We start from the raw sequence: 23,668 nt of genomic DNA, 5'->3' as shown, positions 1-23,668 counted from the left end.
CAGCCCTGTCCGGCCCTGTCCGGCCCTGTCCGGCTCAACCCAACCCTGCCTATCCATCGTCACAAGGACGCGACCATGACCACGCCTTTTTCCTGTAGACGTCCGTTTGCCGACCTCCGCTTGACCTGGCTTCCCGGTGGCGCCTTCATCCTCACCGCCCTGGCTGCCCTGGGGCTAGGCTCGCCCGCCTGGGCCCAGGATACGTCCACGCTGCTGAACCAGCCATGGCAGGAGATCGAGCAGCAGGCCAGGGGGCAGACGGTCTACTTCAACGCCTGGGGCGGTGACCCCAACGTCAATGGCTATCTCGACTGGGTCGCCGATGAACTCGAACAGCGCCACGACATCGACCTGGTCCACGTCAAGCTCGACGACACCGCCGCTGCGGTCTCCCGGGTACTGGCCGAGAAGTCCGCCGGCAACCTCGACGAGGGAGCCATCGACCTGATCTGGATCAACGGCGAGAACTTCGCCGCGATGAAGGCCAATGATCTGCTGCTCGGGCCCTTTGCCCAGCGCTTGCCCAACTTCGCGCTGACCTCGCCGGATGCCAATCCCGAGATGACCACCGACTTCACCGTCCCCACCGAGGGTTTCGAGTCACCCTGGGGCAAGGCCCAGCTGACGTTCTACTACGACAGCGAGCGTGTCGAGGCGCCACCGACCAGCATGGCCGAGCTGCTCGACTGGACCGAGCAGCATCCCGGGCGCTTCACCTATCCACTGGTCCCGGACTTCCACGGTTCCACCTTTCTCAAGCAGGCGCTTATCGCACTGATCGACGACCCGGCGGTGCTTGCCCGCCCCGCCGGCGAAGCCGACGCCGAAGCGGCCATGGCACCGCTGTGGGACTATCTCGACGCCCTGCACCCCCATCTGTGGCGCCAGGGGCGGGACTTCCCCGCTTCAGGGCCTGCGCTCAGAAGCCTGATGGGCGACGGCGAACTGTCGCTGGCCTTTACCTTCAACCCCGCCGAGCCTGCCGCTGCGGTCAACAACTACCAACTGCCTCCCTCGATTCGCAGCTATGTGCTCGACGGCGGGACCATCGGCAACGTTCACTTTGTCACCATCCCGTTCAACGCCAGCCACCAGGCCGGCGCCATGGTCACCGCCAACTTCCTGCTCTCGCCCGAGGCCCAGGCGCGCAAGCAACAACTGGATGTCTGGGGCGACCCCAGCGTGCTCGATCTCGCGCGCCTGAATGAGGCCGAGCGTCAGGCACTGACGCCCATGGATGACCAGCCAGCGCGACTGGCGCCACAGGCCCTGCAACAGACCCTGCCCGAGCCGCACCCGAGCTGGATGGAAGCGGTAGAGGCGGCCTGGCTCGAGCGCTATGGCAGCCGCTGATACCTCGACCTTCTCCCGCCTGGTGGGGCTGGCGCCGGCGCTGACGGTACTGCTGCTGGTGGCCCCGGTGGTGGCCGGCCTGGCAGGCGCTGCGGCGCCGGCCTTCGGCTGGCTGCCGGTGCTCGGTGGAGAGCAGCTGAGCCTGGCGCCCTGGGTGAGCCTGGCGAACACCCCCGGGCTTTTCAAGATGCTGGTGCTCAGCTTCACCACTGGCCTGATCAGCACCGCCCTGGCCCTGACCATCGTGGTGCTGTTTCTCGGTGCCTTCGCCGACAGCGCCGCCTTTGTCTGGCTCAAGCGCCTGCTGTCGCCACTGCTGGCGGTGCCCCACGCCGCCGCCGCCATCGGTCTGGCCTTTCTGCTGGCGCCCTCGGGCCTGGCCATGCGCCTGGTCTCCCCGGCCTTGAGCGGTCACGCCACGCCTCCTGACTACCTGTTCCCCGGTGATCCCTTTGGCCTTGCGCTGATCGCCGGACTGGTGGTCAAGGAAGTCCCCTTTCTGCTGCTGATGAGTCTATCGGCGCTGCCTCAGTGCCAGGCCGACGATCGTCGGCACCTGGCACTGTCGCTGGGTTATTCGCCGGTGACCGCCTTTCTCAAGGCGGTACTGCCGAGCCTGTACCCGCTGATTCGGCTACCGGTCTATGCGGTCATCGCCTTTGCCTCGTCCAATGTCGATGTGGCCATGATCCTGGGCCCGTCCACCCCACCGACCCTGGCGGTCAGCGTGGTCCGCTGGCTTGGTGATCCCGACCTGTCGATGCGCTTCATGGCCTCCGCCGCAGCGCTGAGCCAGCTCGGCATCACGCTGCTGGCACTGGCCTGCTGGTGGTGCCTGGAACAGGCCGTACGCTGGTGCGCCACGCCACGCCTGACCGACGGCCGACGCAACAGCGGTCAACGCCTCGGCAGCCTGCTGGGCGGCGGTCTGACCTGGCTCAGCGTCACCCTGCTCGGTGCCAGTCTGCTGGGGCTGACGCTGTGGTCGCTGGCGGCCTTCTGGCCCTTTCCCTCGGCCTGGCCCACGCCCCTGACCCTGGCCAACTGGGGTCGTGCGCTGCCAGGCCTGCTGCCGGCCGCCCTCGATACCCTGTGGCTGGCGCTGGCCGCCACCGCTCTCGCGACCATCCTGGTGATCGGCTGTCTCGAGAGCGAAGCGCTCAATCACCGCAGCATGGGAGCGAGCGCCACCCTGGTGCTCTACCTGCCGCTGCTGGTGCCACCGGTCGCCTTTCTCTACGGTCTGGTGCAACTTCAGGCGCAGCTATCGGTGGCACCGGGCTTCATGGTGGTGGTACTGGGGCACTGTCTGTTCGTGCTGCCCTACGTCTTTCTGTCACTGGCCGAGAGCTACCGGCGGCTTGACCCCCGCTGGGCCCAGGTCGCCGCAGGTCTCGGCCATGGCCCGGCCGCCGCCTTTGTGCGCGTTCGCCTGCCGCTGCTGCTGGCCCCCATCGCCACCGCCGCCGCCGTGGGGGTCGCCGTCAGCGTCGGCCAGTATCTGCCGACGTTGCTGCTGGGGGCCGGACGCCTGACCACCCTGACCACCGAGGCGGTATCGCTTGCCTCCGGGGGGGATCGTCGCCTGACAGCGGTCTATGCCCTGGCCCAGCTACTCTTGCCGGCACTCGGTTTCGCCCTCGCCATCGGCTTGCCGCGCGTACTGCATCGCCACCGACGCGCCCTGCTGACCTGAACCGCCTCAACGCCATCCGAGCCCACCATGTCACAGACACCAGACACACGATGCCACCTTCCCCCCACGTCTCCAGCGAACCCGACGGGCGCACTGGTCTTCGATCGGGTCGTGATCTCGCTGGACGGTGCCCCCCTGGTATCACTGAATGCTCAGGTCGCCCCCGGCGAGGTGGTCAGCGTCATGGGGCCTTCCGGTGTCGGCAAGTCCACCCTGCTGGCCTACGCTGCGGGCTTTCTCGCCCCCGCCTTTGGCGCCCAGGGCGAGGTGCGCCTCGGTGACAGGCGAGTCACCGACCTGCCTGCCTCGGCCCGCCGACTCGGGCTGCTGTTCCAGGATGCGCTGCTGTTTCCCCACCTCAGCGTCGCCGGCAACCTGGCCTTCGGCATGCCGTCGTCTGCCAGCCGACGCGAGCGTCGCGAGGCCATCGAAGAGGCCCTGGCGGATATCGGTCTTGCCGGATTCGGTGAGCGTGATCCGGCAACGCTGTCCGGCGGCCAGCGCGCTCGCGTCGCGCTGATGCGCACCCTGCTGTCGCGTCCCCAGGCGATGCTGCTGGATGAGCCCTTCTCCAAGCTCGACGCCGCGCTCCGCCAGGAGATGCGTGACCTGGTCTTCCAGCGCATCCGCGACCATCGTCTTCCGGCGCTGCTGGTCACCCACGACAGGGCAGACGCCGAGGCAGCGGCGGGCCCGATCGTCGAACTGGCGGCCGCCACCGAAGCCCCCGCCGGGGCCGCCTGGCAGGGTGCCCGCCGTGCCTCTCGCTGAACCAGGCTCCCCGACCGTCTCACCACGTCTGTGTGTGGTCATTCCCGTCCTCGATGAGGCAGCGACCATCGTCGCGGGTCTTGAGCGGCTATCCGAGTGGCGCCAGCAGGGCGTCGAGGTGATCGTCGTCGATGGTGGCAGCGACGACGATACCCAGGCGCTTGCCCGTCCCCTGGCCGATCGAGTCATCGATGCCCCCCGCGGCAGGGCGCGCCAGATGAACCAGGGCGCCGCTGCGGCGAGTGCGCCGTCCTTACTGTTTCTGCACGCCGACACTCGACTGCCCCCGGCGGCCATGCCGGCGATACTGAAGGCGCTGGAGAAACGCCACTGGGGGCGCTTCGACGTGCGCATCCGGGGCCGCTCACGCTGGTTATCATTGATCGCCGCCTGCATGAACCTGCGCTCACGCCTGACCGGCATCGCCACCGGCGATCAGGCGATGTTCATGCGTCGCAGCGCCTTCGACGCCGTCGGCGGCTTCCCCGACCAGCCGTTGATGGAAGACATCGAAGTGTCCAGGCGCCTCAAGCGACTGTCGCCGCCCGCCTGCCTTGGCTTCAAGGTACTCACCGACGGTCGCCGCTGGGAGCAGGCTGGCGTGCTGACGACGATATTGCTGATGTGGCGACTGCGCTTTCGCTATTGGCGTGGGGCCGATCCCGTTCGCCTGGCCGAGGAGTATCGCCATGTGCGCTGACCACGATAGCGACAGGTTGGCAGCCAGCCCGGATCTGGCGAATAGTCAGTCGCATAGCCAGGCGTGCGGCCAGCAGCTCGGCGATCAGCACCCTGTTCACCACGAGGATGGCCTGAAGCTGGCCATCTTGGCCAAGGCGCCGATCCCCGGCCAGGCCAAGACGCGGATGATCCCCGCCCTCGGCGCCGAAGGCGCCGCTCGTCTCCAGCAAAGACTGATCGAGTACACCCTGAAGACGGCGCTGGAGACGACGTCCGCGCGCAACATCACGCTGTGGACGGCGCTTGATCACGACCATCCGTGCTTTGTCGATATCCGCCAGCGGTTCGGCGTGACGCTGAGACCACAGCCTGAAGGCGACCTGGGGGTGCGCATGCACGCGGCGCTGTGCTTGGCAGGTGGCCCGAGTCTTCTAATCGGCACAGATTGCCCGATATTGGATAAGACATTACTAAAAACTTGTCATAAACGGCTTAAAGACGCAGATAGCGTCTTTCTTCCGGCCGAGGACGGCGGCTATGCTCTGGTTGGAGTTCGTCGCCCCGATCCCCGTCTCTTCCGAGGAATCGACTGGGGCACGTCCAGCGTCATGTCCCAGACGCGCACACGTCTTGCGGAGCTTTTGTGGACGCTGGAGTGTCCAACGACCGTATGGGACCTGGATACGCCCCAGGACCTGGCTCGCCTCGCCGACATGGAAGCCCTCGCCCTGGAGATTCTGCCGTGACCCAAGAAACGCTCACCGACCGCCACAAGAAACTCGCCGCCGTGCGCCCCCGCCTGGTGTCCTTCGCCCGCATGCACCTGCGCGATCATGCCGCCGCCGAGGACGCCGTGCAGGAAGCCATGATCGCCGCCATCGAGAAGAACGACAGCTTTTCGGGGCGCTCCGGCTACGAAACCTGGGTATTCGGCATCCTCAAGTACAAGCTGCTCGACCAGATGCGCCAGCAGAAGCGTCATGGTCGCTGGGAGCCCTTCGATGAAGAGCACAGCGACGACGCCATCGACCGCATGTTTCAACAGGACGGACACTGGGCCGCCGACGCCAAGCCCCAGGCATGGAGCACCCCGGAGCAAGCGTTCGAGAACGAAAATTTCTGGAAAGTATTCGACGCTTGTATGCTGAGTCTTCCAGAAAACGTGGCTCGCGTTTTCTCCCTGCGCGAATTGATGGGCCTTTCCACCGACGATATTTGTAAGGAAGTGGGCATCAAGGAAAACAACGCTTGGGTGATCCTGCATCGGGCTCGCCTCAAGCTTCGCGCTTGCATTGAAAAGGGATGGAAGGAGGACGCGGCATGATGATGTGCAAGGCCGCTACGCGGCTGATGTCAAAGCAGTTGGATGCCCCCCTGACGGCCAGGGAGCGTATTTCGCTGCGGTTTCACTTGATGTTGTGCTCGGCCTGTCGCAACTGCGAAAAGCAGTTCGGCATGCTGCACCGGGTCGGCAATGCCTATAACGGCACAATTGATAAACCCCAGGACGGTACGTCCCCTGGCGCGAATACCGACAACGTCGCCAGTGATCAGGACCTGCTGAAGGTAAAGGAAGCGATGGCCGAGGCGGAGACCCGTCGCCAGAACTGAAGGACTCGGCTGACGGACTGGGCGCAAGGACCTCGACTGCCAGACCTCGACTGCCCTACCTCGAGGGAAGCATCTCGCTGGTCGACCCACCATTCTGCCTCCCCCTGGCGGGCCACCAAGGCAGCCCGCCGACGGGGCGCCAGTTACCCCCCACCTGAGTCAGCCTCAAGCGATTGCGTGCCAGATCCCCGGTAAAGAGGTCCCGAGCCGGACCCGGTGAGCAAGGCTCGGGAGATGCCTGGGCAAGACCAGGCCATCACTGCTGGCCCGCTGCCTCCCGCGCCAGCCCGGTCAGGGCCTCGGCGATCTTGTCCACGGGCAGCTCGCAGTCCTGTAGGCCGTGGCGCTCCACCAGGTAATGAGGGTCGTTCCACTCGATCACCAGGTGATCATCCTGCTGGCGAACCAGCATCTTCTGGGGAAGGTCCAGCGCGACACTGCCCTCGCACTGCATCAGTCGAGTGCCCACCTCGGGCTTGCCGAAGATGTAGGTGCGTGTCGCTGGCAATTCCAGCTCCACCCCGGCGGCGTTGGCCTGGTGGTCCACGCTTGCCATCAGTCCCATTCCCCGTTTTTCCAGCCCCTCCTTGAAGCGAGATTCCACCGCCTCCAGGCTATCGGTCGACGTCAGACTGGCGATACCGCTGTCGCTCACCTCGACCTCGCCCTGCGCCCAGGCCATGGTCGCCATCGATCCCGCCAGCACGCTGCCCAGGCACAGGGTGAACATCTTGCGATAGCACTGCTTCATGATGGAGCTTCCTTTCCAGGTCAATGTGCCTACAGCATGGTCGCCGGTCCCCGACCACCACAAGGGGAAATCTCTCACAATCCGGGTTGACGCTGTGTAAGGTTCAACGCCGGGGCGACGACCCAGTACCCATAGCCGACGCGACTGGGCATAGTGCGCACAACTGCAGCTACACGATGTGCGCACAGGCGATGGTCGCCCACACGATTTGCACCTGATGGTTCATATCGTTCACGTCGTTTCAGCCGCTTCCCCGATTGCCGACGACAGGAGCCTGCATGGCCCGGATTCTTCCCCTTCGCCACCTCGCTGCCCCACCGCCGCGTACCCTTACCCGCGCCCTTGTCTCGGCCGCGGTCCTGATGGCCTCCTGCGCCCAGGCCCAGGCCCAGACCTTCAGCCCGCGCGCCATGCTCGACTGGCCAACCAAATCCTTCGCCGGCGAAACGGCCTACCGACTGGTCGAGCGCGATGGCGTCAGCGTGCTCGAAGCGCGCTCCCGGGGGCAGGCTTCGGCCCGCTATCTGGAGCGCGACATCGACCTCGGCGAGACGCCCTACCTACGCTGGTGCTGGCAGGTATCCGGGGTCTATTCCGGGGTCGACGAACGCACAGAGAGTGGCGACGACTATCCCGCCCGGGTCTACGTGGCCAGACGCACCGGCCTTCTGCCCTGGCAGGTGGAGTCGGTCAACTACGTGTGGTCATCGAATCAGCCGGCAGGCACCAGCTGGCCCAACGCCTTTACCGATCGCGCCGTCCTGCTGGCGCTGCAAAGCGGAGGTGCCAAGGCTGGGCAGTGGGTCGGCGAGGTGCGCGACGTGGCCGCCGACTACCGTCGACTGTTCGGCGCGAGCCCCGACGGCGTCGATGGCCTGGCGCTGATGAGCGATGGCGACAACGCCGGAGGCGACGCCACCGCCTGGTTCAGCAAGATGGAGTTCAGCGCCTCGTCGTCGCCGCCTGTCTGTCCCTGACATCAGCGCTGGAACACCACCGTGCGCGAGCCGTTGAGAAACACCCGACGCTGCAGGTGCAGGGTGACGGCCCGGGCCAGGGTGATGCACTCGATATCACGCCCTCGGGCCACCAGGTCCTCGGCGGTATCGGCGTGGGTGACCGGCTCCACCCCCTGGGTAATGATCGGGCCTTCGTCCAGATCATCGTTGATGTAGTGGGCGGTCGCCCCGACCAGCTTGACGCCCTTCTCGAAGGCCTGGTGGTAGGGCTTGGCGCCCTTGAAGCCAGGCAGCAGCGAGTGATGGATATTGATCGCTCGACCGGCCAGGCGTTCGCTCATCTCGCTCGACAGCACCTGCATGTAGCGCGCCAGGATCACCAGCTCTGCGCCACTGTCCTCGACGATCCGCCACACCTCGGCCTCCTGCTCGGCCTTGGTCTCGGCGCTGATCGGCAGATGGTGATAAGGCAGCCCGTGCCACTCGGCCAGCGGCGCCAGATCGGGGTGGTTGGACACCACCGCCTTGATGGCCACCGGAAGCTGGCCGGTACGATAGCGATAGAGCAGGTCATTGAGGCAGTGATCCGCCTTGGAAGCCATGATCACCACCGGAGTGAGGCGCTCTGGTGAGGTCAGCTCGAACGCCATGGAGAACGGCGCCGCGCGCTCGGCAAAGGCCGCCTCGAAGGCGCCTGCATCGAACTCGCCCTCCTCGGGAGGGCGAAACTCGGTGCGGATGAAGAAACGACAGGAGCTGCTGTCGTCAAAGGACTGCTGCTCGGTGATGTAGCAGCCCTGCTCGCGCAGAAAGCGGGTGACCACGTCCACGGTACCAAGACGACTGGGGCACTGGGCGGTCAGGATCCAGTGGGTCGTGCGCACGGCGCTCACGCTGATCGTCATGTCGTCTCCCCGGCGGTGACGTCACGCTCGACGCCGATGGCGAACTCCTCACCGGCATCGAGCAACCAACGATAAACGTAGTCGGCGAAACTGCGCCGCACCACCAGCTCCCAGCGTCGCTCGTCGGGGCGACGCAGGATGACGCTGGTCTTGGCCAGCACCGTGGTCACCCCCTTGCCCACCGCAAAGTGGCGTGGGTGGACGTCGTAGACCACCGACTTCATCAACAGCTCGCGCAGGGCCTGGTCCTCACCGGTCAGCTCGATCACCGTCTGACCGGCGCTGACGTCGGAGAAGGCCACGCTGGCGTCGCCCAGGGCGCTGCGCAGCGCCGTCTCCACGCGAAAGGCGTCACCCTGGGGCAGCACGGCAAGCCACTCGTCGGGACTTAGCCACTGCAGCGAAGCCCTCTCTCCCTGACTGAGTTCCAGCGGACGCGCCGGCAACGACAGCCCCAGCACCGCGCGCACCGCCTCGTCGAGCACGATGGCACCACCGCGCAGGATCAGATGGTCGTGCTGGCGTTCGCGCATCACTACCCGCGAGTGGGTGCCGGGCGCCGGGCAGCCGACGTGCTCAAACGACCAGGCCAGCGGCGACTCCAGGGGGATGCCTTCGTCCGGGAAGGCATCAAAGGTACGGGCACGTGCATTGGCGTTAGACATTCTGGCGCTCCCCCTTGGGGTCGAGGAAGATGGTGGAAACGATCTCGGCCTCGTGGACCTTGCCGTCGACACAGGGTAGATAGACGGTCTCGCCCATCCGCTGGTGGCCACCCTTGACCACCGCCAGGGCGAAGCCGGTTTCGAGCGTCGGGCTGTAGTAGCTCGAGGTCACGTGGCCGACCATCGGCATGGGAATCGGATGGTCAGGGTCGAGCACGATCTGGGCGCCCTCCTCCAGCACCACCGACGGATCCCGGGGCTTCAGCCCCACCAGCTGCTTGCGATCCTGGCGCGCGGTGTCGCTGCGGGTCAGCGCCCGCTGGCCGACCCAGGAGAATGGCTTGTCGTAGCCCACCGCCCACTGCATGCCCAGATCCTCCGGGGTCACCGAACCGTCGGTGTCCTGACCTGCGATGATGAAGCCCTTCTCGGCACGCAGCACGTGCATGGTCTCGGTACCGTAGGGCGTCAGGTCGTACTTCTCGCCGTGGGTGAACAGCGCCTTCCACACGTGCATGGCAGCGTGTGCCTGGACGTTGATCTCGTAGGCCAGCTCGCCGGTGAAGGAGATCCGGAACACCCGTGCCGGCACCCCGGCCACCTTGCCCTCACGCCAGTCCATGAAGCGAAACGCCTCGCGATCCAGATCGATGCCCTCGGCGAGCTCGCTCATCAGCTCCCGCGCCCTGGGGCCGGTGACGGTCATGGTGGCCCAGTGGTCGGTGACCGAGGTAAAGCTCACGTCGAGCTCCGGCCACTCGGTCTGGTGCCACAGCTCCAGCCACTCGAGCACTCCCGCGGCGCCACCGGTGGTGGTGGTCATCAGGAAGTGATCCTCGGCCAGACAACTGGTGGTGCCGTCATCCATGACCATGCCGTCGTCCTTGCACATCAAGCCGTAGCGCACCTTGCCCACGCCCAGCTTGGCCCACTTGTTGGTGTAGATGCGGCCGAGAAACTCGCGGGCGTCCGGCCCCTGGATATCGATCTTGCCCAGGGTCGAAGCGTCGAGGATGCCGACGCCTTCGCGCACCGCGCGGCACTCGCGCATCACCGCCTCGTGCAGGGTCTCGCGCTTGCCGTTGACGGTCCTAGGGAAGTACCAGGGCCGCTTCCACTGGCCCACGTCCTCGAACTCGGCGCCCTGCCCGACGTGCCACTGGTGCAGCGCGCTGTAGCGCTCGGGATCGAACAACGCACCGCAGTGGCGACCGACGATGGCTCCGAAGGTGACCGGGGTATAGTTGGGCCGGAACACGGTGGTGCCGACCTCGGGAATCGAACGCCCCAGGCAGCGCGCGGCGATGGCCATGCCGTTGATGTTGCCAAGCTTGCCCTGATCGGTACCGAAGCCCATGGCGGTGTAGCGCTTGACGTGCTCGATGGACTCGAAGCCTTCCCGGGTGGCAAGCTCGATCCCGGCGGCGGTGACGTCGTTCTGCAGGTCGACGAACTGCTTGGGCGCCCGCAGGGTCGGCTTTTCGTGGGGCACCTGGAACAGCGCCACCGCCGCACCGTCGCGCCGCGACGCTACCGCCGGCAGTTTAAGCTCGGCACCCTCGAAGCCGGCCTGGCTTGCCGCCTCGAGGCCGGCGTCGCGACCTTCCGCCAGCACCTCGGCCAGGCCAAAGGTGCCGCCGGCTGCACCGGCCGCCAACATGCCCCTGGGCAGGTTGGGCACGAAGGCGATCAGGTCGTCGCGCCAGCTCGGCCGCGTTCCGGTGTGGGAGGCCAGGTGAATCACCGGACTGAATCCACCGGAACTGGCCAGCGTGTCGCAGTCGAGCGTCTCGCTGGCGCCGGTAACGCGAAAGGCGTCGATATCGATGGCGGCGACCCGCGCTGAGGTGACCCGCTGCTCGCCCCTGGCCTCGACCACGGCGGCACCCGGCAGAATGCGGATACCGCGCGCCCGGGCGACCTCGACCAGTTCACCGTCGGGGGCGGGACGGGCGTCGGCCACCGCCACCACCTCGCGGCCGGCATCCAGCCAGTCGAGCGCGGCACGGTAGCCGTCGTCGTTGCTGGTGGAGACCACCAGCCGCTTGCCCGGCACCACCCCATAACGGCGGATGTAGGTGGACACCGCCGAGCACAGCAGATTGCCTGGCACGTCATTGCCGGCGTAGACCAGCGGACGCTCATGGGCCCCAGTGGCCAGCACGACGCGCGCGGCGCGCACCCGATGCAGGCGCGAGCGCGACTGACGGTGACCCTCCACTCGAGGTGCGCAGTGGGCCAGGTGCTCGCTGCGCCGCTCGTGCAGGGTGACGAAGTTGTGGTCGTGGTAGCCGTTGGCGGTGGTACGCGGCAGCAGCGTCACCTCGGGGTTGGCGGCAAGCTCCTCGAGCACCTCCTCGACCCACTGCAACGCCGGACGATCGTCCAGCAATTCCTGCCCGTCCAGCAGCGAGCCGCCAAAGAGCTCCTGCTCGTCGCACAGGATCACCCGGGCGCCGCTGCGCGAGGCGGCCAGGGCGGCAGCCAGTCCCGCAGGCCCTGCCCCGATCACCAGCACCTCGCAGTGGCGATTGATGTGGTCGTAGATATCCGGGTCGTGCTCCAGCGGGCTGCGCCCCAGCCCCGCGCTCTTGCGGATATAGCGCTCGTAGGTCATCCACAGCGAGGCCGGCGCCATGAAGGTCTTGTAGTAGAAGCCGGGGGGCATCAGCTTGCCGCCAAGCTTGCCGATGGTCCCCATCAGGTCGCGCTGGACGTTGGGCCAGCCGTTGGTGGAACGTGCCGTCAGCCCCTCGAACAGGGCCTGCTGGGTGGCGCGCACATTGGGCACCTGCTCGGCTTCGGCCTGGCCGAGCTGGACCACCGCATTGGGCTCCTCGGCACCGGCGGCGACGACGCCGCGGGGACGCGAGTACTTGAAGCTGCGATTGACCACGTCCACCCCGTTGGCCAGCAGCGCCGAGGCCAGGGTGTCCCCGTGAAAGCCGGTGTACTCCTTGCCATTGAAGGTAAAGCGCAGGGGTGTGCTGCGGTCGATCAGTCCCCCTGTGTCGAGGCGATTGGGCTGGCTCATGCGCGAACCTCCTGGGCGGCGGTGGCGATATCGCTGTCGTCAAGGGACTCAGGCGCGGACGCCACCACCCCGTCGGGGTTGTCCCGGGTAAAGCGCGGTCGCTCGCCGATGCGATAGGTCTCGAGGATTTCGTAGCTCTGGGTGTGGCGCGTCACGTTGAAGAACTTGCGACAGCCCACCGCGTGGACCCACAGCTCGTGGTGGATGCCGCGGGGGTTATCGCGGAAGAACAGGTAGTCGCCCCACTGCTCGTCGGAACAGCCGGCCGGATCCTCGGGGCGTGCGATGTGCGCCTGACCCCTGGGATGAAACTCTTCTTCCTCGCGCCACTCGTCGCAGTAGGGACAATGGATATGGAACATGGAAACCTCCTGAATCAGTGGGCGACACCGGCGGCGCCGTGTTCGTCGATCAGCGCGCCGCTGTGGAAGCGGTCGATCGAGAAGGGGGCAGCCAGCGGATGCATCTCGCCCTTGGCCAGGCTCGCCGCGAACACATGCCCGGAACCGGGGGTCGCCTTGAAGCCACCGGTGCCCCAGCCGCAGTTGAAGTAGAGCCCCTCGATCCGGGTCTTCGACAGGATCGGACAGGCGTCCGGGCAGGTATCGACGATGCCGCCCCACTGCCGGTTCATGCGCACCCGCGAGAAGATCGGGAACATCTCGACGATGGCCTGCAGGGTGTGCTCGACGGTGGCGTAGCTGCCACGCTGGCCGTAGCCGTTGTAGCCGTCGATGCCCGCGCCGATGACCAGGTCGCCCTTGTCGGACTGGCTGATATAGCCGTGCACGTGGTTGGACATCACCACGGTATCGAGCACCGGCTTGAGCGGCTCTGACACCAGCGCCTGCAGCGGGTGGCTCTCCAGCGGCAGGCGCAGCCCCGCCAGCGAGGCCATCACCCCGGAGTTGCCGGCGGTCACGCAGCCCACGGTGCGAGCCTCGATATCGCCGCGATTGGTGTGCACCCCAAGGATGCGGCCGTCACGGATCTTGAACCCGGTCACCTCGGTCTGCTGCAGGATGTCGACGCCGAGGGCATCGGCACCTCGGGCGTAGCCCCAGGCCACGGCGTCGTGGCGGGCGACCCCGGCGCGGGGCTGCCAGGAGGCCCCCATCACCGGGTAGCGCGCGTTCTTCGAGCAGTCGAGGATCGGCACGATCTCCTGCACGCCCCTGGCGTCGAGCACCTCACCGTCGATGCCGTTGAGCCGGTTGGCGTTGACCCTGCGCTGGATGTCGCGCATGTCCTGCAGGGTATGGCCAAGATTGAGCACGCCACGCTGGGAGAACATCACGTTGTAGTTGAGATCCCGGGACAGCCCTTCCCACAGCTTCATCGAGTGCTCATAGAGCGCGGCAGCCTCATCCCACAGATAGTTGGAACGCACGATGGTGGTGTTGCGGGCGGTGTTGCCGCCGCCCAGCCAGCCCTTCTCGATCACCGCGACATTGCGCACGCCAAATTCCTTGGCCAGGTAGTAGGCGGTGGCCAGGCCGTGGCCACCACCACCGACGATGATCACGTCGTAGGCGGCCTTGGGGGTCGGGTTGCGCCACTGGCGCTGCCAGTTCTCGTGGTGACTCAGGGCGTGGCGGGCCAGCGCGAATCCGGAGTAGCGTTGCATAGGGTGTCCCTCAAAACTCTGGGCTAGAGCGTGTCTGAAAAGTGCCTGGGCGGTCGCACCGTGCGTCACGACCGCCGGGGGGGCATCATGCCGATCAGGCCGGCTCGGCGGCGGCTTGCCGAGGGGTCGGATAGACCGGGTGGCGCGCGCATAGCTCGCCGACCCGCTGGCGTACGTCGGCCTCGATGGCGGCGGTGTCCTCGCCACGGGCCAGCACGTCCAGCACATCGCAGATCCAGCCGGCAAGCCGCTCGCACTCTTCGGCATCGAAGCCGCGGGTGGTCACCGCCGGGGTCCCGATGCGCAGGCCCGAGGTGACGAAGGGGCTCTGCGGGTCTCCCGGTACCGCGTTCTTGTTGACGGTGATGTGCGAGCGACCCAGGGCCGCGTCGGCGTCCTTGCCGGTGATCCCCTGGCGAATCAGCGAGACCAGAAACAGATGGTCTTCGGTGCCGCCGGAGACCACGTCGTAGCCGCGCTCGAGAAAGGTCCCGGCCATGGCCTTGGCATTGACGATGACCCGCTCCTGGTAGCGCACGAAGTCCTGGTTCATGGCCTCGCGGAAGGCCACCGCCTTGGCCGCGATGACATGCATCAGGGGGCCGCCCTGCTGGCCGGGGAAGACCGCGCCGTTGAGCTTCTTGTACAGCGCCTCGTCACCGCTGGCGGACAGGATCAGGCCACCGCGCGGCCCGCGCAGGGTCTTGTGGGTGGTGGTGGTGACCACGTGGGCGTGGGGCAGCGGGCTTGGATAGAGCCCGGCCGCCACCAGACCGGCGACGTGGGCCATGTCCACCAGCAGCCAGGCGCCGACGCTGTCGGCGATGGCGCGAAAGCGGCGCCAGTCGACCACCTGGGAGTAGGCCGAGAAGCCGGCGACGATCAACTTGGGGCGATGCTCCCTGGCCAGTCGCTCGACCTCGGCGTAGTCGATCTGGCCGGAGGCCTCGTCCAGACCATACTGCACCGCGTGGTAGTGCTTGCCGGAGAAGTTCGGTGCCGCGCCATGGGTCAGGTGACCGCCGTGAGCCAGACTCATGCCGAGCACGGTATCGCCGGGGGACACCAGCGCCATGAAGGCGGCGGCATTGGCCTGGGCGCCGCTGTGGGGCTGCACGTTGGCGTAGTCGGCGCTGAACAGCGCGCAGGCCCGCTCGATGGCCAGACGCTCGACCACGTCGACGTGCTCGCAGCCGCCATAGTAGCGCTTGCCGGGATAGCCCTCGGCGTACTTGTTGGTCAGCTGGGTGCCCTGGGCCTCCATCACCGCCGGACTTGCGTAGTTCTCGGAGGCGATCAGCTCCACATGATCCTGCTGGCGAACGACCTCGTCGGCGATGGCCTCGGCGATCTGCGGATCGAACCGGGACAGTGACGAGCTGGACAGATGAGCGCTTGGCATGGGGTATCTCCGGTAATGGCGAAGCGCCTCTTCGCGGCCGCTTTCGCCTGGTCGATGTTGTCGTTGTGATGGCTGACGAAGACGGGCAGTCCCCCGCCTCCAAGGTAAGCCGCTATCCCGGCGCCGACATTCTGGAAACGACATCGGCGTCGCCGTCAGGGACATCGACGCTGCCCGGGCCGGCCCAGACGGGCTCAGACGGGCCCATACAGGCAGAGGCCGGCCCAGACGAACGCAGGTGCCCGGCGGGATAAGGTCATTGAAGCCGAGCGGCTCCTTCAGAACTTGAACAAATGCGACAGCTTTGTTGGACGAAGGCATGAGCCGAGCGCCGTGGAAGAGCGCTTGGATGACGTTGCCAGCGGCACGATCGGGGGAGCTATCAGCGGCACTATCAGGAGCAATATCAGGGGCAATTGCGCCAGCGGGGCGCGCTCAGCGATGCCCCAGACGTGCACCGACATGCAGGAAGAAGGGATCGACGCCGGCCTCCTCGCGACCGACGGGATCGCGACGCAGGCGCGAAGGTGACTGTCCGAAGGCGCTGCGGAAGTGGCGGGAAAAGTGGGCGGTGTCGGCGAAACCGCAGCGCTCGCCGATCTCGGTGACGCTATGGTCGGTGAAGTACAGAAGCCACAGACCGTAGCGCAGGCGCAGGTCACGGGCGAACTTCTGCGGGCCGACACCGAAGGCCTGGCGAAACTTGCGCTCGAGCCCCCGACGCGAGGCGCCGGCGCGCGTCGCCAGCTCATCCACCGACAGCGGCTCGCCCAGATGCTGCTCGAGAATCGCCACGGCACGACGCACGATGCGGTCCTCGATGCGATCGAAGACCACCGGCTGGGGCTGGGAGTGGTCGCCGCTTCGGTGGCCGTCCAGCAGCATGATATGCAGGCTCTTGCGTGCCCAGGCGCGTCCCAGGTGGCGCTCCACCAGATAGGCGGCCAGGTCCGCCGCCGCCGCACCACCGGCACAGGTCAAGCGGTCGCCATCGTCGACATAGAGGCGGTCGGCCACCGCGCTGACGGCGGGAAAACGCCGGGTCAGATCCAGGTGGTGGTACCAGCTGACGCAGCAACGCCGCCCCTCCATCACACCGGCCTGGATCAGCGAGTAGACCCCGGTGCACACCCCCACCAGCGGCACGCCCAGCGCTGCCGCATGGCGCAGATAGTCGAGGGTGCCGCCATCTCGCTCGGGGCGGTTTCGCTCGAGAGCCCGTCGTTCAGGGCCCGTTCGCTCAGGGCTATATCGTTCAAGGCGATCAGCTTCCTCGCCTTCCCCCAGCACCCCGCCGATAACCACCAGGTAGTCGAACTGGCGGGGATCACAGAAAGGCTGCCCATGACGCCCCCCTATCGGCTCGCAGGGTGAGATCACCGCACCACAGCTTGACGCAACCTCGGCGCCATCCTCTGACAGAAAGCGCCAGCGGCAACGTAGCTGACGACTGCGATCGCCCTCGTCGGACGCCAGCCGCAGGCAGTCGACGAAGGCAGCAAAGGGCAGCAGGGTAAAGCGCGACAGCAACACAAAGCCCACCGACAGCGCCGGCGTGAGCGGCTCGCCGCCAAAGACATCGGCGTGCCCTTGCTGTGCTGACGCTGGTGCCGGCGATGGCCGTGATGGATGGAGCGGGTGCAGGGGCGAGGATGGCATGGCGTCCGAATACCAGCAAAAATCAGACTCCAGCCTAACCGAATTTCTCACCGCCCTCCTATTTATCAACGCCATACGGAGTCACCTGCACCGGACGGTTACACCTCTGCCGCGCTGGGTGGCCTACGACCCGCCTCCGCCGGGAGCCACCGCCGCTACCAGTCCACCGTGACGTTACCCCTGGGTCGACTGCAGCAGGACAGGATGAAGCCCTCGGCCACGTCCTCGTCGGTGATGCCACCGTTGTGTTCCATGTCCACCTCACCGGCGACCAGCGGCACCCGGCAGGTGCCGCAGATGCCCATGCCGCAGGCCTTGGGAATATGCAGTCCGAGCTTTGAGGCCGCGGCGTGCACGGTCTCGCCCGGCTGGATGCGTACGCTCTTGCCCGCCGAGGCGAATTCGACACAGTGCATGTCGGCCGCCACGAGCTCCTCGGCCTCTGCCTCGGCCTGCTCCGCCAGCTCGTGGACGTCTTCCTGGACGTCGACCGGCGTGGCACCGAAGGATTCCTCGTGGTAGCGACTCATGTCGAAGCCACGCTGGGTCAACAGACGCCTGACCGCCGACATGAAGGGCGTGGGCCCGCAGCAGAAGACCTCTCGCTCCAGAAAATCAGGCGCCATCAGCTCCAGCATGGGCTCCGACAGGAAGCCGCGGAAACCCGACCAGGCCTGGTTCAGCTCGTTGTCCCGCTCACACACGATATTCAGCCGGAACTCGGGAATCCGCGAGAAGATATGCTCAAGCTCACGGTGAAAGATGATGTCCCTGGGGGTCCTGGCGCAATGGATAAAGGCCAGGTCCACCGCAGCATTGGTATCGAAGAACCAGCGGGTCATCGACATCAGCGGCGTGATGCCGACACCGCCGGAGAGCATCAGCACCTTGTCGGCGGTGTGGTCGATGCAGTTGAAGTCCCCCACCGGACCGTGCACCGCCAGTTCGTGGCCCACGTCCATCTGGTCATGCAGCCAGTTGGAGACGCGCCCCCCCGGCACCCGCTTGACGGTGATCGAGAAGCTGTAGGGGATGGAAGGTGAACTGGCGATGGTATAGGAGCGGAAGACGCACTCACCGTCGATCTCGAGCTCCAGAGTGACGAACTGCCCCGGCTTGAAGAAGAACATCACCGGCTGCTCGGCCATGAAGCAGAAGGTTCGGACGTCCCAGGTCTCCTGGATGACCTTGACGCAGCGCACGACGTGGCGGCCATTGGCCCACGTCTGGGTGGTCACCGGATTGAGAAAATTCGTCACCATGGCGGTTTCGCTCGCAGACAGTCGGCGGGTCACCCAGGCCCCGAACCTCGTTCGAGGCCTGGTCATTGAGCGCATTCTGCCCCTCGCGCCTCGCGCGCCACTTGTCTGATCGCGACATCAGCATACTCGAATCCTCCGGCCACGCTCGCTGCAGCGACAAAGAGGTCGCAACGGCATCATCTGGTGTCGCCGCCAGATACCCAGGGTCATCCCCCTTGCCCCAGACTGCGCAGCATGACAACCGCGACGCACGCCAGCTGATAGCGCCGCTAATGCTTTCCCCTGATCCATAGCGGCGCCCCTTGCCATGGGCCACCGCGCCCATCGACACCGCATCTATCGCATCACGAGGAGTGCACCATGGAGCCCATCGCCCATCTCAATCTGGAGGATCCCCTGGGGGACGCCCGTCGTTTCGCCCTGGAGACGATGTCACACCACCCCTACGGCTTCTCGTTGCCGCAGCCGTTCTACAACGATGAACGACTGTTCCAGCTCGACATGCAGACCATCTTCGAGCGCGAGTGGATCTTCGCCGGCATGAGCTGCGAGATTCCCGCCAAGGGCAACTTCATCACCCTCGACATCGGCCATAATCCGGTGGTCATCGTGCGCGGCGATGGCGACGCCATTCACGCCTTCCACAACACCTGCCGCCATCGCGGATCTCGCCTGTGCTCCACCGAAAAGGGCAAGCTGGCCAAGCTGGTGTGCCCCTACCATCAGTGGACCTACGAGCTGGACGGACGCCTGCTGTTCGCCGGCACCGAGATGGGCGAGGACTTTCAACTCGAGGACTACGGACTCGCCCCGGTCGCGCTGACCGAAGCCGGCGGCTACCTGTTCGTCAGCCTCGCCGAGAATCCGCCGGACGTGAGCGACCTCAAGACCATCTTCGACAGCTACCTGAGCTTCTACGACATGGCCAACCTCAAGGTGGCCGTGACCACCACCATCGAGGAGCAGGCCAACTGGAAGCTGGTGCTCGAGAACAACCGCGAGTGCTACCACTGCAACGGCTCTCACCCGGAGCTGATCAAGTCGCTCTACGAGTTTGACGACACCGAGGACCCCCGTGCCACGCCGGAATACCGCAGCCTGGTGGCGCGCAAGCAGCAGGAATGGGACGGCCTCGGCATCCCCTGGAAGATGAGCTGGGCGGGAGGCAAGCGCAATCGTCTGACCCGCACCCCGCTGGTCGAGGGCACCGTGTCCATGACCATGGACGGCAGGGCCGCCTGCCGCCGACCGCTGACCCATCAGGGCATCGAGGACATGGGCTCCCTGCGCATCCTGCATCTGCCCAATAGCTGGAATCACTTTGTCGGCGACCACGCCGCAGTGTTCCGGGTGCTGCCACTGGGTCCCCAGCGCACCCAGGTCACCACCAAATGGCTGGTCCACAAGGATGCGGTGGAGGGTGTCGACTACGACGTCGAGAACCTGAGCCGGGTATGGGACGCCACCAACGCCCAGGACCGAAGGCTTGCCGAAGAGAACCAGCGCGGCATCAACTCCCTGGCCTATCGCCCCGGCCCCTACTCCCCCACCTACGAATACGGGGTGATCGACTTTATCGACTGGTACCGCACCACCTTGGCAGCCAACCTGGGCAGCAGCCCGGCGCTGAGCCTGGCCAGCGGCTAGGCGCTGAGCCTGGCCAGCGGCTAGGCGCTGGCGGAAAAGTCCCTGCGCTCGTCGACATTGCGGTCCCCTGGGGGTGTCTCTGTCACGGCCTGGTGTCTCGACCTGCTGACATAGCCCGCTGACATAGCCTGTTGACATAGCCTGCTGAAACAGCCTGCCGTCATCGCTTGCCCTGAAGCCAGCCCTGGTGTCGTCTTCAAGACGACACCTGGGCGGATTTCAGGACTCGGCGGTCGCTCAGCGTCGGCGCGCTTCCGCCCCAATCAAGTCCTGCCGATCCATTGGGACCTCCTGCTGCGGCGCCAGATGGGGGCGACGCAGCAGGCCGGCAAGCTCCCGGAAAGGCACCGGTCGAGAGAACAGATAGCCCTGGAAGGTGGTGCAGCCCAGGTCCTTCAGGGCGGCACATTGATGCGGTGTCTCGACCCCTTCTGCCAGCGCCTCGAGGCCCAACTCCTGGGCCAGGGTGATCACGCTGCGACAGACCGCGATATCTCGTTCACTGTCCAGGCACTGGGCGACAAAACCACGATCGATCTTGATCTTGTCGATGGGCAGGGACTTGAGGTAATCGAAGCTCGAGTATCCCTTGCCGAAGTCATCGATCGCCGTGGTGACCCCGCGGGCCGCCAGGGCCCTCAGTGTACGTGCCACGCGTTCCTGGTCATCCAGCAACATGCCTTCGGTGATTTCCAGCTCCAGACACTCGGCATGCAGGTGGGTCTGATCCAGCGTCTGGCACACGCTCGATAGAAAATCCATGCGATGAAATTCCAGCGGTGACAGGTTCACCGCCACTCGCCCCGGCTTGAGTCCACTTCGCCACAGGCGCTTGGCGTCGTAGCAGGCCCTGCGCATCACCCAGCGCCCCAGATCGATGATCTGGCCGGTTTCTTCGGCCAGTGGAATGAACTCCGACGGCGGTACCCAGCCGAATTCGGGATGGGACCAGCGTATCAGCGCCTCCAGACCGGTGATCCTGCCCTCGCCATCCACCTGGGGCTGATAGAACAACTGCAGCCGCTGCTGTTCCATGGCAATACGCAGCGCGTTGCGCAGGGTCACATGACGCCCGGGGACACCGTCGAGGGTGCGTGTGAACAACTGATACTGGTTTCGCCCGCGTTGCTTGGCCTGGTACATGGCCAGATCGGCCTGCTGGATCAGCCGTTGTGGCGACAGGGTGGTCCCGGTGTCCAGCAAGGCGATCCCGATACTCGCGGATATCTGCAGCTGGAAGCCGTCGACGCGGCAGGGTTCACGCAACTGGTTCAGCAGACGCTCGGCCACCGCGATGGCCTTGTCCTTGCCACCGATATCCACCAGCACCAGCACGAATTCGTCCCCGCCCAGACGCGCCAGGGTATCCGAGCGTCGCTGCCCTCGGCTCAGGCGTTTGGCGACCTGTATCAGCACGCGATCACCGACCTCATGCCCCAGGCTATCGTTGATCGGCTTGAACGCATCCAGATCGATGAACAGCACCGCCAGCCCCTGCCGATGACGTGTCGCCAGGGCTACGTCGTGCTCCAGTCGGTCGGCCAGCAGGGTGCGATTGGGCAGACCAGTCAGGGCGTCGTGGGTGGCCTGGTGGGCCAGCATCTCTTCCTGAACCTTGCGCTGACTGACGTCATCGACGATGCCGATGTAGTGACTTACCCCTTCGCGGAGCGCATGCACCGGCGAGAGCGTCAGGTCGTACCAGCGACCGCCTCCTCCTCCCTGGCTGGCCAGCGCAGTGACCGAGCCCGGCTGCTGGGTCTTCATCCAGTGACAGATCTCGGCTTCGGTCACCGGGTCCAGACACATGGTCCTGGCAAGCTCACTCGCCAGCAGTCCGGTCACCGAGGATGCCGAAGCATCCAGCATGCGGCACAGAGCAGCGTTGGCATACATCACGGGGCAGCCCCTGGACTGGGCGTCGAAGATCACGACCCCATTGCTGCTCTCCCTGAGACAGTGCTCCATGATCGACAGCCTGGCTTGCTCCTGCTGACGCAGACTGATGTCGGCGAAACTGGCGAAAAGGCCCACACAGGCCACCCCCACCCGGACCTGCTGCAGGCGTATCCTGAAGGTAGAATCCGCGATCGAGCACTCGAACACCACGGACCGCTGTCGCCCGGTCATGACATTGTCGAAGTGCTTCATCAATTCATCGGGCGCATCACCGCATCCCAGCAGTCGACTGGCTACCTCGGTGAAGGGTCGAGCGATAGCCTCCCCTGCGCTGTCACCCAGAGCTTCCGTGGCAGAGTCGTTGAGCGCACCGATCAGGCCCGAACGTCGAACCTGCAGCATCGGCACGGGGTGTAGTCCGAACAGGGAATGAAACTCCTGTTCACGCGTCGCCAGCGAAATCGCCTGCTCTCTACGCAATCGCGCCAGCGCAATCCAGGTCATCAGTTGATAGGTGACAAAAAGGCCCAACGCCAGCAACAGCGCCGGCAATAGCACCCACTTGAGCGACAGCGGCTTCGATGCCTGAACCCGCAGCAGCGTGCCGCCAGCCAGGGCAATATCGTCTCGCATTACGCCGGCCAGCCTGCCGCGCTCGACCCAGACCTCGCGGGCACCATGATCCAACGCCTCTGCCGGGCGGAGCCCCAACAGCGACAGGTTCGCCGTCAGTCCTTCACTCATATGCTCAAGCCACAGCGTCGTGTCGACCAGTACGACCAGCCGGGGGCCCGCAGCACCGAAGCTGTTGACCTCCAGCAGCGCCGCGCCTTTGCCCGGAATCCACCAGCGCATGGCCTCGTTCTGACGCTGTTCGAGCCAACTTCGAACCTCGTGCAACGCCAGCATTTCTTCGAGTCGAGACGTCGCCCCACCACCGTCAGCGGGGTTCCAGCGCAATGCGCCTTGTCCTGCCACCAGACGTAGGCAAGCACCTCTCCCCGGGCTGCGGGACCGGTGGGTTCCGGCGACCCTCCTGCCTGGGTCAGTGGAAGGCTCCATTCGCTCCAGCCCAGGCGGTAGCGTTCTTCCCAATTGGCGATGCGCTCACTCAAGGTATCCAGCTGCGTGCTCAGATCCTGTTTCAGATCGAGCGAATAGAGATGATAACCCCCAAAGCCCACCAGCATGCTGAGACTGGTGCCGATGAGCCCGACCTTGATCACCCTGGGCGCCAGCCGTCGCAAGTTCAAGCTGCGCTGGCGGGCGAACAGCCAGAAGATGACGCCATAGGTAAACACCATGACGGTTCCAAGCGGCCGGGACTCGAACAATATAAGGCGCCAACGAGGGGCATCCTCCGTTGTCCACAGGATCGAAAATCCCAGCGTACCAGCCACCATGCACACGATTCCCAGGGCCGCGTAGCGCCTGCGCCCGACGCCTCGACCGTGCCACAGACAGAAGGCGAACAGCAGCATCAGCAGCAACGACATTGCCGGCAGCGCCTCGAGGCTCACCTGACGATTGACTTGATCAAGCAGCCATAGCCCTTGTCCCAGGCTGTACCCCAGCAGCGCCAACGAGGCCAGCCGCCTGCCACGATCACAGCCGATAACCAGCGCCAGAATACCGAGCGTCGCCAGCAACGACGCCACCGCGCCCCAACGGCTGAAAGTCAGAAGATCGAACAGGAACAACGAGGAAGAGGAGGAGGCGAACAGGGTATGCAGGGCCATCAGGGCC

At 65.8% G+C, this 23,668-nt stretch carries 20 protein-coding genes; 9 read left to right on the top strand and 11 right to left on the bottom strand.

Annotation, left to right across the window (positions count from 1 at the left end; translation table 11 throughout):
- The first annotated feature begins 120 nt into the window (after positions 1 to 120).
- Genes NFG57_RS04015 through NFG57_RS03985 form a run of 7 tightly spaced genes read left to right on the top strand, consistent with a single transcriptional unit; the run spans position 121 to position 6,112 of the window.
- The gene (locus NFG57_RS04015; RefSeq protein ID WP_348815441.1) at positions 121 to 1,353 is read left to right on the top strand and encodes an ABC transporter substrate-binding protein; all 1,233 of its coding nucleotides are present in this window, start codon (positions 121 to 123) and stop codon (positions 1,351 to 1,353) included.
- Entirely contained in the window at positions 1,340 to 3,049 is a 1,710-nt protein-coding gene (locus NFG57_RS04010; protein WP_348815439.1) for an ABC transporter permease, read from the top strand. Before NFG57_RS04015 ends, NFG57_RS04010 begins: the two co-directional genes overlap by 14 nt.
- Before the next feature lie 27 nt (positions 3,050 to 3,076).
- Positions 3,077 to 3,820 carry an ATP-binding cassette domain-containing protein gene (locus NFG57_RS04005; RefSeq protein WP_348815437.1) on the top strand — a complete coding sequence of 248 codons (744 nt, stop codon included), beginning with the start codon at positions 3,077 to 3,079 and terminating at the stop codon, positions 3,818 to 3,820.
- On the top strand, positions 3,807 to 4,520 hold the full coding sequence (locus NFG57_RS04000; protein ID WP_348815436.1) for a TIGR04283 family arsenosugar biosynthesis glycosyltransferase: 714 nt from the start codon (positions 3,807 to 3,809) through the stop codon (positions 4,518 to 4,520). The genes NFG57_RS04005 and NFG57_RS04000 overlap by 14 nt, the downstream gene beginning before the upstream one ends.
- Positions 4,510 to 5,247, top strand: a complete 738-nt coding sequence (locus NFG57_RS03995) for a TIGR04282 family arsenosugar biosynthesis glycosyltransferase (protein WP_348815434.1) — start codon at positions 4,510 to 4,512, stop codon at positions 5,245 to 5,247. Before NFG57_RS04000 ends, NFG57_RS03995 begins: the two co-directional genes overlap by 11 nt.
- On the top strand, positions 5,244 to 5,825 hold the full coding sequence (locus NFG57_RS03990; protein WP_045991008.1) for a sigma-70 family RNA polymerase sigma factor: 582 nt from the start codon (positions 5,244 to 5,246) through the stop codon (positions 5,823 to 5,825). The genes NFG57_RS03995 and NFG57_RS03990 overlap by 4 nt, the downstream gene beginning before the upstream one ends.
- Complete coding sequence (locus tag NFG57_RS03985) at positions 5,822 to 6,112, top strand: zf-HC2 domain-containing protein (protein WP_348815432.1); 291 nt, start codon at positions 5,822 to 5,824, stop codon at positions 6,110 to 6,112. The genes NFG57_RS03990 and NFG57_RS03985 overlap by 4 nt, the downstream gene beginning before the upstream one ends.
- Before the next feature lie 256 nt (positions 6,113 to 6,368).
- Here the strand turns inward: NFG57_RS03985 and NFG57_RS03980 are convergent, their stop codons facing one another.
- Positions 6,369 to 6,863: a DUF302 domain-containing protein gene (locus tag NFG57_RS03980; RefSeq protein WP_052704195.1), complete on the bottom strand. Its 495-nt coding sequence runs from the start codon at positions 6,861 to 6,863 to the stop codon at positions 6,369 to 6,371.
- A 278-nt stretch (positions 6,864 to 7,141) separates the two neighbouring features.
- Here NFG57_RS03980 and NFG57_RS03975 point away from each other — a divergent pair, with 278 nt between their 5' ends.
- A complete protein-coding gene (locus NFG57_RS03975) occupies positions 7,142 to 7,840 on the top strand; it encodes a DUF3047 domain-containing protein (RefSeq protein ID WP_348815430.1) in 699 nt (232 codons plus the stop codon).
- Positions 7,841 to 7,842: 2 nt separating this feature from the next.
- Here the strand turns inward: NFG57_RS03975 and purU are convergent, their stop codons facing one another.
- From purU to NFG57_RS03935, 8 genes are all read right to left on the bottom strand, one after another.
- Positions 7,843 to 8,727 carry a formyltetrahydrofolate deformylase gene (gene purU, locus NFG57_RS03970; protein ID WP_348815429.1) on the bottom strand — a complete coding sequence of 295 codons (885 nt, stop codon included), beginning with the start codon at positions 8,725 to 8,727 and terminating at the stop codon, positions 7,843 to 7,845.
- Positions 8,724 to 9,392 carry a sarcosine oxidase subunit gamma family protein gene (locus NFG57_RS03965; RefSeq protein ID WP_348815428.1) on the bottom strand — a complete coding sequence of 223 codons (669 nt, stop codon included), beginning with the start codon at positions 9,390 to 9,392 and terminating at the stop codon, positions 8,724 to 8,726. The genes purU and NFG57_RS03965 overlap by 4 nt, the downstream gene beginning before the upstream one ends.
- Entirely contained in the window at positions 9,385 to 12,426 is a 3,042-nt protein-coding gene (locus NFG57_RS03960; RefSeq protein ID WP_348815427.1) for a sarcosine oxidase subunit alpha family protein, read from the bottom strand. The genes NFG57_RS03965 and NFG57_RS03960 overlap by 8 nt, the downstream gene beginning before the upstream one ends.
- Complete coding sequence (locus tag NFG57_RS03955) at positions 12,423 to 12,788, bottom strand: sarcosine oxidase subunit delta (RefSeq protein WP_108131358.1); 366 nt, start codon at positions 12,786 to 12,788, stop codon at positions 12,423 to 12,425. Before NFG57_RS03955 ends, NFG57_RS03960 begins: the two co-directional genes overlap by 4 nt.
- A gap of 14 nt (positions 12,789 to 12,802) precedes the next feature.
- On the bottom strand, positions 12,803 to 14,053 hold the full coding sequence (locus NFG57_RS03950) for a sarcosine oxidase subunit beta family protein (RefSeq protein WP_108448117.1): 1,251 nt from the start codon (positions 14,051 to 14,053) through the stop codon (positions 12,803 to 12,805).
- A 94-nt stretch (positions 14,054 to 14,147) separates the two neighbouring features.
- Complete coding sequence (glyA, locus tag NFG57_RS03945) at positions 14,148 to 15,455, bottom strand: serine hydroxymethyltransferase (RefSeq protein ID WP_348815425.1); 1,308 nt, start codon at positions 15,453 to 15,455, stop codon at positions 14,148 to 14,150.
- Positions 15,456 to 15,890: 435 nt separating this feature from the next.
- Entirely contained in the window at positions 15,891 to 17,114 is a 1,224-nt protein-coding gene (locus NFG57_RS03940; RefSeq protein ID WP_348815424.1) for a GlxA family transcriptional regulator, read from the bottom strand.
- A gap of 155 nt (positions 17,115 to 17,269) precedes the next feature.
- Positions 17,270 to 18,376 (bottom strand): hybrid-cluster NAD(P)-dependent oxidoreductase, encoded by a 1,107-nt coding sequence (locus tag NFG57_RS03935; protein ID WP_348815423.1) that lies wholly within the window; start codon positions 18,374 to 18,376, stop codon positions 17,270 to 17,272.
- 360 nt (positions 18,377 to 18,736) lie between these two features.
- Between NFG57_RS03935 and NFG57_RS03930 the strand changes: the two genes are divergently transcribed.
- On the top strand, positions 18,737 to 20,023 hold the full coding sequence (locus NFG57_RS03930; RefSeq protein ID WP_348815421.1) for an aromatic ring-hydroxylating dioxygenase subunit alpha: 1,287 nt from the start codon (positions 18,737 to 18,739) through the stop codon (positions 20,021 to 20,023).
- A 237-nt stretch (positions 20,024 to 20,260) separates the two neighbouring features.
- On the opposite strand, the gene NFG57_RS03925 is transcribed toward NFG57_RS03930, so the two are convergent.
- On the bottom strand, positions 20,261 to 22,777 hold the full coding sequence (locus NFG57_RS03925; protein ID WP_348815420.1) for an EAL domain-containing protein: 2,517 nt from the start codon (positions 22,775 to 22,777) through the stop codon (positions 20,261 to 20,263).
- Complete coding sequence (locus NFG57_RS03920; protein WP_348815419.1) at positions 22,663 to 23,661, bottom strand: hypothetical protein; 999 nt, start codon at positions 23,659 to 23,661, stop codon at positions 22,663 to 22,665. Before NFG57_RS03920 ends, NFG57_RS03925 begins: the two co-directional genes overlap by 115 nt.
- Positions 23,662 to 23,668: the final 7 nt, after the last annotated feature.

Source organism: Halomonas sp. H10-59, assembly GCF_040070555.1.
Classification (GTDB): Bacteria; Pseudomonadota; Gammaproteobacteria; order Pseudomonadales; family Halomonadaceae; genus Halomonas; species Halomonas litopenaei.
This window is presented reverse-complemented; position numbering and strand designations above follow the sequence as displayed.